The sequence below is a fragment of the Cellulosilyticum lentocellum DSM 5427 genome, assembly GCF_000178835.2.
Classification (GTDB): domain Bacteria; phylum Bacillota; class Clostridia; order Lachnospirales; family Cellulosilyticaceae; genus Cellulosilyticum; species Cellulosilyticum lentocellum.
Genome location: NC_015275.1, coordinates 1176458 through 1190309, shown reverse-complemented (window position 1 = coordinate 1190309; position 13852 = coordinate 1176458). Strand labels below are relative to the sequence as shown.

Genomic DNA, 13852 nt, shown 5'->3' with positions numbered 1-13852 from the left:
TTATTGAAAAGAACATGTTATATATCAAGTATGCTAAGCTTAATTTATACCTTGTCAGCTTTATGAGTTAGCATTATTTTCATTCCATGTTATTACTTTTAAATTCATGATGCCATTAGCTTCTATCTCTTCTTCATATTTATCTTCTAACTTAAATTGCATTTCTTTTAAAGCAGCTTTAGTGATATCTTGATCTACATCCCCTGCATAATTAAGTGCATCACGGCGTGCAAGTCTCATAATAAGTTCTTCCCAAAATACACGTGTTTCATATTCGTCTATATATCCATTAAAATCTTCATCTTCATATTCACGAGTTGGTATATATTCGCTGTACTCTTCATCGTACTCTGCAATATTTTCTAATCCATATTCTTTAGCCTTAGATAAAAAGAATTGTTCCATATTGGCATATTCCTCAATTTTTTCTTCTTGACTTCTCATACTGTTAATAAGAATATTCCCAGCATATACCATATCTAAAAGCACCTTGAATTCTTCTTTTGTGCATTCAATTTTCATTTTTATTTCCTCCAACTTTTCTTGCTAAATATTATTCTTCTAGTCTACAAAAGTTATTAGCTGTTGTCTAGCCTAAATACCCTCATCTATCAGGCATACTTCTCCTCCTGTAACCTTTCCTCTAATTGATTTGGCATCAGGGGTTTACTAAAGAAATAGCCTTGTATAAAATCACAACCTTTTTCTTTTAAAATAGATAACTGCTCTTCACTTTCTACTCCTTCTGCTACTACGAGAATATCAAGTGTGTGTGCCATTCCAATAATACTATCAACTATTTCAGATAAAACTCTGCTTGTTGTGATTTCATCTATAAACGATTTATCAATCTTTAAAATATCTAGTGGAATGCTACGCAAATAATTAAGGGAAGAATAGCCTGTTCCAAAGTCATCTAGCGCTAATTTAATTCCCATCTTCTTAATCTCACGGAATAAGTTTATACTTTTTTCCACATTTTCCATAAAAACAGATTCTGTCACTTCTAACTTAATAAATTCAGGTGGAATTTTAGCATTTTGTACCATCAACTTAAGTTTATCAATAAAATTTCTATCCTTCATTTGTAATGAAGATACATTAATGGTTATACTTAAGCTTTCATATCCAACTAATCTATAATAACTTAATTCTCTTAAAGCATTTTCTATAACCCAATCACCTGTGGGAATAATAAGTCCCGTTTCTTCTGCAATAGGAATAAACTCACCTGGTGATATAAAACCTAACTCATCATCCTTTAACCTTAATAAGGCTTCTGCCGCCACTGTTTTTCCAGTCTTAAGCTCTATTATAGGCTGGTATTGTAAATAAAGCGTATTCTTTCCTATCGCTTCTCTAAGAGCACCTTCTACTAAAAGCTTTCTATCCAATGACTTTGACATATCTGGAGCATAGAAGCTATAGCTGTTTTTACCATTATCTTTCGCTTTATACATGGCTGTATCTGCATTTTTAAGAAGTATATCCCCGCTTGTCCCATCTAACGGATACAAAGCAATACCGATACTACATGTAATGTGAATATCCTTTCCATCAATACGAATTGGATCTTGAAATATATTAAGAATAGAATATACCATTTCCTGAATTTCACCTAAGTCAGAAACACTGGTTTTAAAGATAACGAACTCATCTCCTCCAAAACGACTTATGAAAGAATCTTGTGGAATAATATGTCTAAGTACTTTCGCTACGTAATTTAGCAGTTTGTCTCCCATCTCATGGCCTAATGTGTCATTAATTTTCTTAAAATCATCAAGATCTATAAATAAGAGAGCTGCATCTTTAATAGCTTCACCAGGTGAGAGCCACGTCTCTAAACTCTCCATAAAGGTCTGCTTATTTAAGCATCCTGTTAAAACATCAAAAAATGCTAATTTTCTAACACGCTCCTCATTAGCCTTATTATCTGTAATATCCGTTAATATACCAATCAACTTATCTAATTTGCCATTTTCACTTCGAACAACATGTCCTTTACATAATAGCCACCTATGTTCATTCTTCATATAAAGTTCTTGACTAAAACTATCGTTCCTTCCTTCTATACACCCTTTCAGCACTAACATAAATACTTCTATATGATGAGGCTCTAACGTATCCTTAATAACATTAAAAATTTTAATGTTATTACTACTACACCCCACTAATTCTTCCCACTTCTCTGTAGCAAAAAAAGTCTTGGTTTTAACATTATACTCCCAAATCACTTCTTCAATGGCATTTAGGGTCGTTTTATATCGTTTCTCGCTAATCAGAAGCGCTTCTTTACTCCTTGTTAATTCCTCAATGTTATTTTTCAATTCGGCTTGAGTGGCAGATAATTCTTCACATACATGATTCAAATCACTATGACTTTCTCCTAGACTTTTTAGCATTTGATTATAATGCTTCGAAAGAACACCAATTTCATCATTGCCTGCATAAGAACAAATCTGACCAAAATCACCATCTGACGCATGACTTATTATTGTAGTGAGTTGATCTATTGGCCTTGTAATCTTCTTAGAAATCTGCATACTTGCTATACTTACGATAATAACAAGTACAATAATACTCATAATAATGAGTAAAAATTCTATTACTGCTTGTTTTTCTATCTCTTTTACGTTTTGAACAACACAGATAATCCAATCTATATCTCCTACAATATAAAAAGAACCATATTTTTCTTGTCCTTTATATGTATAAACACCTGCACCATGATTTTCTTCTTTATCATAAGCCTCTTTAATCATCTGCCTCATCCCATCACTCACTAAAGCCTCCCCTTCTTTAATAATATCCGGGTGAGCAATAAAATTTAGCTTTTCATCCAATATGTAAGCATAGCCTGTTTGTTCAATTTTAATATTCTTACTAAAATCACTAAACCAATTATTAAATATAACTTGGCACACTGCTCCGATAACTTCATCGTATTCATTTTTTACCGGTACAGTGATATTAATAACCTTACCACTTTCCGTATTAGAAAATAAAATGTCCGAAAAAACAGTTTCGCCTTTTAATACGTTTTCGTACATCTCTTGATCTTTTAAAGTAATCTGTTCCGATTCCTCATTACTATCAATAAAGATGTTTCCCTCTTTATCAATCAAAAAAGCCTCATATATATCTTCATTTGTACATACTTGTTTCAAAAGTTCTTTAGCCTTCTCCACCTTCAAGCTACTCATCCTAGTAGCGTTACTTTCTTTTTCATTTAATGCATCTATAATACGCTCATCTGTGGCTAATACTTGTACACGGTACTCTTTAGCTTTTATTAATGCCTCTAAAGCTCTTCCTTCAGAAGTAGCTAATTGTTTAATATTATTTTCACTTCTCCTAATCAGATTATTAGCCGAATATAGATAGATAACAACAGCCAAAATAAGTAGCGGCACACAAATTAAACTTATCATTATTAAAGGTAATTTTTTCTTAATTTGCATCAGACCACTCCTTACACTATTTTTTATAGTATAACATACAGAAAAGTAATATAAAATGAAAAATACATTTTATTAAAATATTCTAACTTAAAAACACCTTATTTATTTAGTTAATTAAATGCAAAAAGAGATTATTAAGTTTTCTCCTTAATAATCTCTTTTCACTACATTTCACGTCTACCTTCTAACGCTCTGGTAAGTGTAATTTCATCTACATACTCCAAATCTCCACCTACTGGTACACCATGAGCTATACGGGTAATTTTTATACCAAGGGGCTTTAATAACTTACTAATATACATAGCTGTTGCCTCACCCTCAATATTAGGATTAGTGGCAATAATCACTTCTTCGATGGCTTCCTTTTGGATACGCTCTAAAAGCTCTTTAATCTTGATATCACTAGGACCTACTCCCATCATAGGCGAAATAGCACCATGTAGTATATGATACAGTCCTTTAAATTCCTTCGTTTTTTCATAAGCTGCCATATCTCTCGGGTCTTCTACCACCATAATTTGACCATTAGCCCTATTAGAATCCTTACAAATAGGACAAAGCTTATCATCTGTAATCGTACAGCATTTCTCACAATAGTTAATATGCTTTTTAGCAGCTACTAAAGTATTTGCTAAATGCTCAACTTTTTCTACAGGCATACTAATAATATGAAAAGCCAAACGTTGAGCAGATTTACTTCCTATTCCCGGCAATCTTGATAACTCTTCTATAAGAGCTACCATCTTATCTCCATAATAGCCAGCCACTAGAATAATCCTCCAGTTGGTAAACCTCCTGTAAGTTTGCCCATTTCTTTTTGACTAAGTTCATCTGCCTGACGAACAGCTTCATTTACTGCAACAAGTACTAAGTCTTCTAATGTTTCTACATCATCTGGATCTACTACATCTGGGTTAATTTTTATAGATTTGATTTCTTTTTTACCAGTAATCACAACTTCTACCATACCACCCCCTGCTGTTGCAGTAAGTTCTTTGGTTTCAAGAGCAGCTTGTGCTTCTTCCATTTGTTTTTGCATTTTTTGTGCTTGTTTCATAAGCTGTTGCATATTAGGCATACCGCCACCAAAATTTTTCATTCTTTCTTCCTCCTAAATAACACTGTATTATGGTATCTATTTTACCTTATTTAACTTCAATATTAAAGTTTATTTTTGATTGTACGTTTCTTAACACCTTGGAAATATCTTGAACCTCTTCTGAAAGCTTAGGGCTAGAACCATATGTTTCAATAGATTTATTAGCATAATCATCGGCTGATATAGTTCTTACTTTCACTTCTTTACCTGCCACTTGATTAATAGCCTCTTTAATTTCATCTAGATACTTATTGACCCCAGCTTCCATTCCTTTGCGATATACAATATAAAGGAGGTCACCTTCTATATAGCCAGCTTCAGCTGTAGCATAAACCGTTCTAGCTGCTGATGTAGTCCCTAGCTTACTTACAATTTGAGGCCACTTATCCCTTAAACTCTTCACCTCTTCTGGGACAGCTTCTGGTAGTTTATGTGGCACTATCTCTTTTTTAGGAGCTGCTTGTACCACTTGTACTGGAGCCGCTACCGAAAGACCTTCTTGCATTAATTTCTCTAATTTTTCTTCAAGTAATTGTACTTTTGTCATCATTCCTTCTGGAGAGCTATCCATCTGTACTTCACTCAGTTTAAGAAGTGCCACTTCTAATAAAATCCTAGGAGATACTGACGTACGCATTTCATACTCTAATCCACTTAAATGCTTCATATAGCGCATGAGTTCATTAGTACTTATATCACTCGCTTGCTTTTTAAGTGCCTCAATATACTCTAAGCTATAATCCAGTACTTCTACTCCACCCTTAGTTGTTTTGGCAACTAAAAGGTTACGGCTATGCTCTAGTAAATCACTTACAAACTGCCTCATACTTCTGCCTTGTCTATTAACCTCTTCGCAAAGTTCTAAAACCTTTGTAGCGTCTTTACCTGCAATAGCATCAATCATTTCAAACAGTATATTACTATCTACAGCTCCAACTAGATATAATACTTTATCTAACGTAATTGTTTCACCAAAATAAAATGAAATACTTTGCTCTAAAATACTAAGTGCATCACGCATACCACCATCAGCCAATCTTGCAATATAAGCCAGCGCTTTTTCCTCTATGTCAATTTTCTCTGTTTGCATATAGCTAATAAGTGTTTCTTCAATTTCTTTAGCTGAAATACGTTTAAAATCAAAACGTTGACATCTAGATAAAATAGTAACCGGAATTTTTTGTGGATCTGTTGTTGCTAAGATAAAAATGACATGAGCTGGAGGTTCTTCTAATGTCTTTAAAAGCGCATTAAAAGCACCTGTAGAGAGCATATGTACCTCATCAATAATATATACTTTATACTTGCCCACAGCTGGTGTATATTTAACTTCTTCATTAATTTCACGAATATTATCTACACCATTATGTGAAGCCGCATCTATTTCTATAATATTAATACCTGCACCATCACTTATCCTCTTACAAGTTTCACATTTACCACAAGCAGAACCATTCACTGGCTCCTCACAGTTAACTGCCCTAGCAAAAATTTTAGCAATAGAGGTTTTTCCCGTCCCTCTACTTCCTGAAAACAGATAAGCATGAGCCACACGATGTGAATTTATTTGGTTTTTAAGTGTACGCACAATATGCCCTTGTCCTACTACGTCATCAAAAATATAGGGTCTGTACTTCCTATATAAAGCTAAGTAACTCATGTTTTCTCCTTTCCTTATTGACTAGCAAATTTTCATTATGTCTTATTATACCACAATTTAAAGTGTTCTAATACAAGAACTAGCTTTTTATCCACCGGCCAAGTTCCTTTTTTTACCATTCACCATAATATATATAGTATCACTTTAATGATTGAGGTTATTTACTATGTTAGAATCTGCTTTACTTGTTACTTCACTTTGCATAGATGCTTGCATTGCTAGTTTTGCTTATGGTACCAATAAAATTAAAATCCCAGTCCTTTCTGGTTTGATCCTTACAGGAATTTCTACTCTATTTCTTATTATCTCTATCAGTCTTGGCTCTATTATTAAAGGGTTCATTCCTGCAAACTTAACTAGTTTCATTTGCTTTGGCATCTTATTTATCTTAGGTTTTATGCGACTTTTCGAAGGCCTACTCAAGCAATATTTAAATAAAAAAGCAATTTCACTAGGAAATATCGAGCTTACCCTTCTTAATTTCAAATTAGTACTTAACGTTTATGCAGACTCAACTCTTGCCGATATTGACCATTCTCAAACATTAAACGCTAAAGAAGCTCTTTACTTGGGTATTGCTCTTTCTCTAGATAGTTTAGTGGTGGGTTTTGGTGCAGCCTTAGCCTCCATTAACCTTTTACAAATCATCGTTCTATCCGTTCTTTTTAACTCAGCAGCTATTATACTGGGCGGCGTTTTAGGCCGTAAATGTGCAGAAAAACTTAGCATAGACCTTTCTTGGCTAGGTGGTGCCACACTTATTTTACTTGCGCTATTAAAAATCTTTTAGCGATTATCTCTTATGGAGTACTACTATTCCTACAGTAGCACTCCATTTTTAGTGACTATAAAACACTTCCTTTTTCAAAGTAACATCATTATTAAGTATTCTTTGTATACATATGTTAAGTATATATTCTTATCAAAATTTTAATGAAGTATCCTATTCATCCTATACTATGATATTAAATCCCTATATTGCTAGATTAAATAAATTGTGCTATATTTTATTTAATCAAAATATATTATTTTTATGATATTAATTTAACGGAGGTACTCCTGTGGGTTTTTTAGATAGTATTTCCCCTAATCACATTTCTAGCAATTTTAATATAAAATCTCTAAATATTAATACACATTTATTAGGTTGCTGTAATAGATTAAGCGTAGTCATTATTGAAAAAGGCATTGGATCAGTCTTAATTAATGAGCAAGTCATTTCTATAGCTAGTCCTATGATTATCTGTTTAAATGAAACTGAAAGGCTTCATTTTACCTCTGCCTCAAATCTTATGGGTAAAGTTATTTCATTTCATCCAAATGTTATTAAAGATTACTTTACACTAGAAAATATTAGGACGTTAGATCACTCCTTCTCTGTAGAAGATATTAGATATATTATGAGTTTATCTATTTTCTTTAGAAGATCTAAAAATTATGCTGGGCATCTCTCAACTTCAGAACCAGTTTTAAAACATTTGAATAAATTGTTAGAAACTATTTTAGGCGTTGCAGAACAACCCCTCCTTTTATCACTACGGTTATCGGAACTTTTAACTTATATTGAACATTTGGTAAAAACATATTCGATTTTGTCAGAATCACTTATTACTGAAACTTCATTTGAAGTTAAGGATGTGCTTTTATATCTCCATAATAATTATAAGCAAAAGATTACTATCCCTGATTTAAGTAGACATTTCCATGTTAACCGTACTACTCTTAGCGATCGTTTTTACGAGGCTACTGGTGAAACCATCATTACCTATTTAAATAAGCATCGCATTAATCTTTCTGCTATTTTCCTTAGGGAATCAACATTATCTATTTCTGATATTGCAGATGAAGTTGGGTTTAATGATACTGCTTACTTTGCTAAATTATTTAGAAAGTATATGCATCATACACCGTCTGGGTACAGACAGCGCTATTATGCTCTTTCTCAATTACATAAGGTGGATGAAAAAGGCTGAGTTTTAAGACCAAACTCAGCCTTTTCTTTATTGGACACACAAAAAAAGACTAAGCACTCTTGCTTAATCTTCTAACTTTATATTTATAGTTTAATCCGTGCACTTCGCTTCGACAAAAAGCCATATACGTTACCTTAACAGTTAACTCAGACTAGGCAACCTCACGGCACATAAGTGATCTTACTTAGTGCTGCTTCCTTCCGGACCTGACACGGTTCATAAGTACTTATTGCGTAAGACCCAATCCTCATCGCCACTTATTAAGGGCAGACTATACAAATTTCTGCCTCAGACGAAGCATCACCCTTGCTACAGCGGGTTGCAAGTACAGGGCACCGCTACCTCCCCGGCTAGCACGGAAATTTTTTGACAAGTATCTGTCACAGGTAATAGTATACCTTCTTTCATGCTATATGTCAACGTCTCTCATTTTTATTTTCTTAAGCTAAAGCTGCCTTTATTTTCTCGTAATGTTTTTCTGACACATTTTTCATCACTTGAACGATAGCCCCCATAATTAAACCTGCATTAAAGTGTGCTTCATCAGCAGGAAAAAACATAGATACAACAACACATTGATCTTTTGTTAATACATATTTTACAGTTGGTAATTCTAGATTGCATTCATTTAAACAATCTAGGATGGCTGCATTTCTTTCCTCAGGTATTTCATTCATCAGCAATGATTGTACACCTAGATAAACTGTATCATTGATAGTAATAACGACTTGTTTTTTATCTTCTCCCATTGGATAAATACTTCTAAAGAAAATAGTATCATCTTTTTCTTCTTCCTTAAACATATTAACTGTTTGTGTTTCAATCATAAAATCTCTAAGCATTCTTGCTTTCTTATGTCTTGGATTTGCTGCCATAATTCCCCTCCGATAATTTTATTTTTTTGTCTCATCTGTTTAAAATAGCTTTTTAGTAACTGACTTGCTTCTTCTTCACAAACACCTTCTACTACTTCACAACGATGATTGAGCTCATCCATCTGTAATATATTTAATACAGAGCCTCCAAAGCCAGCTTTAGGACTACGTGCCCCAAAAACTACTCTAGGAAGCCTAGCTTGTACAATAGCACCGCTACACATAGGACAAGGCTCTAAAGTAATGTAAATAGTACACTCTTCAAGTCTCCAATCCTTTATATGCTTACAAGCCTCATTAATAGCCATTACTTCTGCATGAGCTAGGGCATTTTTGTCTGTATTTCTTCTATTATGCCCTCTCCCTATAACCTGCTCCTTGTAAACAATAACAGCTCCTATAGGTGCTTCGTCTAGGGTAAATGCCTTTTCAGCTTCTATTAATGCTTGTTTCATAAACTCAATATCTTTTTCCATAGTATCTCCTCTTCTAAAAACCACTTTCAATGATCTCTAGGTACTTTAAATTATATATTTAATTTGTTATTGTTTCCATAGTTATTTTCAACAAGTATAATTTTTTGTATTATGTTACATCCTACTTTATATCATAGAGAGGTGGTGACCCCATGATTTTATCAACTGACTTAGAAAAAAACATACAAATGTTTCGTGAATCTCTACCTTTAGGAGAAAGCTTTGATGTCCTAGAACGCAAAATCACTGTTCACGAAACTACTTTTTATCTGTACTATTTAGATGGTTTTGCAAAGGATACCAACTTAGAATATGTTCGTCGTGATATGACTAATCTCTCTGCTGAAATCTTCAAAACTATTCAGTCTGCCAAAGAGCTTTCTGAAAAGGCAATTAGTTCTATTGAGGTATCTACTGATAACAATATAGATAATCTTATCATTGCTGTTCTTTCTGGGCAAACTGTTTTACTTGGTCCTCATTATGCAGAAGGCCTCATTATTGACCTTCGTACTTATCCTGCCCGCGGTACGGAAGAACCTGCTAAAGAAAAAGTATTAAGAGGCTCTCATGATGGGTTTGTTGAAACATTAATTTCTAACACAGCTTTAATCCGTAGACGCATCCGTGACCCTCATTTGGTCTTCGAAATGGAAAATATAGGTGATGTATCTAGAACAGATGTTGTTGTTGGTTACATGCGTAATAAGGTGGACAAAAAAACGCTTTATAAAATTAAACAAACTATTAAAACACTTAATGTTGATGCTTTAACTATGGGTGATCAAAGTCTAGTAGAATCTGTACATTCTTACTCTTGGTTTAATCCTTTTCCTAAAGTTCGTTACACAGAAAGGCCTGATGTAGCCGCTGCTCACCTCATGGAAGGAAAGGTAATTATTCTTGTTGACAATACACCTACTGCACTTATTTTACCAACCAATATATTTGATTTCATGCAATCTGTGGATGATTATTATTTACCGGTTCTAACTGGTAATTATTTAAGGCTTATTAGGTATCTTGTATTTATTACTAATCTTCTTATTAGCCCCCTCTTTGTTCTCCTAACAGACAATCCAGGATGGATACAAGGTAGTGCTGCGGAATTTTTATTGCCTGATGTACCTTATGTGATTCCTATTTTCCTTCAATTTGTCATATTAGAAATCGCACTAGACGGACTTAATCTAGCTTCACTTAATACGCCTAGTGCTTTGGGTACCTCTTTATCTATTATTGGCGGACTTATCTTAGGTGACTTCGCTGTAGATACTGGTTGGTTTATCCCGCATACTATTTTATATACAGCCGTTATCGCGCTTTCTAGTTTTACCCAAACAAGCATTGAGCTTACCTATGCTTTTAAGTTTTCCAGATTACTACTTATTATTTTAACAGGATTGCTAGGTACTACTGGTTTTATCATTGCTTTAGTTGTTATTATTACAGTCATTGCATGCACGAAAACCTTTACTAATGAGCCTTATCTATATCCTCTCATTCCTTTTAATGGGAATGCTCTTTACCACTTACTTTTTAGAACTAGAATCTGTACCAAACAGTCCATTGGTAATAAGAAAACTGATTAATTAGCAAAAGCCTTTTATAGTGTTTCACATAACACACTATAAAAGGCTTTTGCTAATTAAAGGTAATTTACTACCAATGGAAAATAATAGGTTTTACTACTATACGCTACATATTTCCCCCAAGAAGTTAACAATAACATCACTATGGAAAATAATACAAGAAACAGTTCAACTAAACAAATACTTTTCAGACGATTAGCATCTGAATGAGCAATTTGTATTCCTGCTAAATACTGTAAATAAACACCTAATAACTGTGCTCCAATAAAAGCAGTTATAGATAGTATAGGTATTCTGCTACACATATTGGTCAAAATAACCCAAATATGTATATATACAGATAAATTGATAACTTTGAAAAAAGATATTTTCCCTTTTGCAAGCCAAAATATTACTTTAAGAAATATAACAAATATTAGTATGGATGCAATAACTTCTGCGAACATAATAATTGAAAAAGTATTTCCCCTTAAAAGCTTACTACAAATAATAAGTATTGCTGCAACTAATAACTGCATTATATCTATTTGATTATTACTTGCTATTTTATTTATTACACCTTTAGGACAAATCAAGTTGAATAGATAAAGCCTATGCTCCATCATCTTTGAGTCGTCCTGCCTTTTATTCTCTTTATTCATTTTCCCCCAACTTCCTAATGTTCTGTTTTGCTCTTCATTACACTTCTCTATTCGCTCTAGAAGTAAAATTATCTTTATCCTATCTATTTAACCTTTATTCCGTTTTAGAGTCTTCTGTCTCCACAGTGATTTTCAAATCCCCAAGTCCAAATAATGTTTTTATCTCCACTACTTTTTCATTTAGCTTCTTTGTAAGATTATCTCTTTCTACTGCTATCCCCTTTAAGGCCTCTTGATTATCGTCATATCCCATTTTTTCTTTAATAGCACTCACTTCATCCTCTAACTGATTAATTGTCTGCTGCAGCGCTGTTCTTACTTCTACTTTTTGACTTCTTTCTCCTTGTAACGTTGCTATATCACTTAATTCCCTACTAGAAACTTCTACATAATAAGGGTATTCATTACCTTTATTATTTACCTTGGTTCCTTTTAAGTAAATGTCTACATAATAGACTCCTTCAGATAAAAAACTTGTCTCGGAAAGCCTTACAATATACTTTTGCCCTGATGGTTTATAGTTGCCAAAAATGCCTTTCTTAGGAATGGAAGCTTCATATTCATTATTACCTGTTCCTGAAGATTTTTCAATATAAAGCGCCATATAAGCAGAGTCAGTTAAATCTCTTAATTGACTGTCTATACCACTAATTTCATTATTCAAAGTTGCTAGTTCGCCTTGTTTGCTTTCTATATCTTTTAAACTCTGTTCTATTTGAACTTCTACAGCTTCTTTTTTATTCTTAAGATCAACTTCCCTTGTATCTAATTCTTTATATTGATTACGTACTAGGTAAATTTCACTATATAAATTATTAAACTTAGTATAGGTTCCACCATCCAGAATTTGGGTTTTATTTAAAAATTCAACCCATACTCTTAACTGTTCGCCTTCTATTGATTGGCCTTTTAAAGATTTGAAAATATTTTCTTTAGCATTTTCTGGATTTAACTTACTAAAAATAGTAGCCTTTTTAAGTTCGTTCTCTTCTCCTGTTAAAGCCAGAATCGGGTACAAATCAAATTGAAACTTTTCAAATGGTAGTGTCTTAGGATATATACTTAAAATCTTATACATATGATCTATAAAAGTGGTATCTACCTTTGCCACCGCTCCATAATACATGACAAGACCTTGTTCTAAATCACTAGTTTCCATTCTTTTTATATAATTTTGTATACTTGAATGATCTAAATTCTCCATAAATGTTTGCATTAAGACATCTGTTGTCGGTATAAATAAATTCTTTTTATTATAGCCTTCAATAACTTCTAATTTTTTCTCTGACGTAAACCGTTCAAAGTAGGTTTCAAAAAATTGACGACTTTCTTCTGACATTTCTTTTTGTTTTAATAAATACTCTATTCCTTGTGAAAAATACCAATCTGCTTGGGCATCACTATTTTTCACACTATCCTCTAAAATACTGATGATTCCCGTTGTATTACCTTGCATTTTATAAGTCATAAATTGTAACACATGAAGATTAGCAGTAATTAGTCCTATAAGTACTGCTACAATAAGACCTGCTAATAATACCCATTTATATCGATTAAACTCTTCTTTTATTCTTTCCATTTTTTACTCCTTATATCACTAATCCTTTGATTATTCCTAGCATTATACTATTTTTTCTTTTATTATACAATTCCTCTTTAATTAGCTAGCGAGCTTGTCGATTTAACTCTATTATAGAGGATTCTATGTCGTAACGCAAAATATTTTATTATTATTACAAATCTTATGTCCTTATTTAGATACCCCCATAGCCTTGTTTTTCAGCTCTTACTGCTATATGCTTATTATGTTCTGTTTTACTATATCCTTTCTCCAAGTATGGTTAATGCCGTGCATTACCATACTTTTTTTATGTCTTGTATCTATATTTTGAAAGACGTATATTTATACATCAAAACACTTGTTTTTTATGTGTTTAGCCGATATAATAATGCACAATAATAGTTGACATAATTTTTCAGAAAGGTTTTTACAGATATGCACTCAACAAAAAAACAGCAGTCGAAACATTATTTATCAGCCCTTTTTAAATTTATAATACCTTCCCTAATAGGGA

General features: G+C 32.9%; 12 protein-coding genes and 1 other RNA gene. 3 read left to right on the top strand and 10 right to left on the bottom strand.

Features of this window, described 5'->3' with window-relative positions:
- Positions 1 to 60 precede the first annotated feature (60 nt).
- The 5 genes from CLOLE_RS05310 to dnaX form a co-directional block, all read right to left on the bottom strand.
- Positions 61 to 522: a hypothetical protein gene (locus tag CLOLE_RS05310; protein WP_013656065.1), complete on the bottom strand. Its 462-nt coding sequence runs from the start codon at positions 520 to 522 to the stop codon at positions 61 to 63.
- Positions 523 to 611: 89 nt separating this feature from the next.
- Positions 612 to 3461, bottom strand: coding sequence for an EAL domain-containing protein (locus tag CLOLE_RS05305; protein ID WP_013656064.1), 2850 nt, complete (start codon positions 3459 to 3461; stop codon positions 612 to 614).
- A gap of 164 nt (positions 3462 to 3625) precedes the next feature.
- Positions 3626 to 4204 carry a recombination mediator RecR gene (recR, locus tag CLOLE_RS05300; protein WP_041713446.1) on the bottom strand — a complete coding sequence of 193 codons (579 nt, stop codon included), beginning with the start codon at positions 4202 to 4204 and terminating at the stop codon, positions 3626 to 3628.
- A gap of 23 nt (positions 4205 to 4227) precedes the next feature.
- On the bottom strand, positions 4228 to 4560 hold the full coding sequence (locus CLOLE_RS05295) for a YbaB/EbfC family nucleoid-associated protein (protein WP_013656062.1): 333 nt from the start codon (positions 4558 to 4560) through the stop codon (positions 4228 to 4230).
- Between the two features lie 46 nt (positions 4561 to 4606).
- Positions 4607 to 6220 (bottom strand): DNA polymerase III subunit gamma/tau, encoded by a 1614-nt coding sequence (gene dnaX / locus CLOLE_RS05290; protein WP_013656061.1) that lies wholly within the window; start codon positions 6218 to 6220, stop codon positions 4607 to 4609.
- A gap of 166 nt (positions 6221 to 6386) precedes the next feature.
- Between dnaX and CLOLE_RS05285 the strand changes: the two genes are divergently transcribed.
- Together CLOLE_RS05285 and CLOLE_RS05280 are read left to right on the top strand one after the other, a co-directional pair.
- The gene (locus CLOLE_RS05285; protein ID WP_013656060.1) at positions 6387 to 7010 is read left to right on the top strand and encodes a manganese efflux pump; all 624 of its coding nucleotides are present in this window, start codon (positions 6387 to 6389) and stop codon (positions 7008 to 7010) included.
- Between the two features lie 271 nt (positions 7011 to 7281).
- Entirely contained in the window at positions 7282 to 8193 is a 912-nt protein-coding gene (locus CLOLE_RS05280) for a helix-turn-helix domain-containing protein (protein WP_013656059.1), read from the top strand.
- A gap of 95 nt (positions 8194 to 8288) precedes the next feature.
- Here the strand turns inward: CLOLE_RS05280 and ffs are convergent.
- The 3 genes from ffs to tadA form a co-directional block, all read right to left on the bottom strand.
- An RNA gene (gene ffs, locus CLOLE_RS22360) (signal recognition particle sRNA large type) lies at positions 8289 to 8552 on the bottom strand.
- Between the two features lie 81 nt (positions 8553 to 8633).
- The gene (locus tag CLOLE_RS05275; protein ID WP_013656058.1) at positions 8634 to 9068 is read right to left on the bottom strand and encodes a hypothetical protein; all 435 of its coding nucleotides are present in this window, start codon (positions 9066 to 9068) and stop codon (positions 8634 to 8636) included.
- Entirely contained in the window at positions 9017 to 9544 is a 528-nt protein-coding gene (tadA, locus tag CLOLE_RS05270; RefSeq protein ID WP_013656057.1) for a tRNA adenosine(34) deaminase TadA, read from the bottom strand. Before tadA ends, CLOLE_RS05275 begins: the two co-directional genes overlap by 52 nt.
- A 152-nt stretch (positions 9545 to 9696) precedes the next feature.
- On the opposite strand from tadA, the gene CLOLE_RS05265 reads away from it, so the two are divergent.
- A complete protein-coding gene (locus tag CLOLE_RS05265) occupies positions 9697 to 11136 on the top strand; it encodes a spore germination protein (RefSeq protein ID WP_013656056.1) in 1440 nt (479 codons plus the stop codon).
- Positions 11137 to 11192: 56 nt separating this feature from the next.
- Here the strand turns inward: CLOLE_RS05265 and CLOLE_RS05260 are convergent, their stop codons facing one another.
- A complete protein-coding gene (locus CLOLE_RS05260) occupies positions 11193 to 11777 on the bottom strand; it encodes a hypothetical protein (protein WP_041712919.1) in 585 nt (194 codons plus the stop codon).
- 94 nt (positions 11778 to 11871) lie between these two features.
- Positions 11872 to 13356, bottom strand: coding sequence for a hypothetical protein (locus CLOLE_RS05255; protein ID WP_013656054.1), 1485 nt, complete (start codon positions 13354 to 13356; stop codon positions 11872 to 11874).
- Positions 13357 to 13852: the final 496 nt, after the last annotated feature.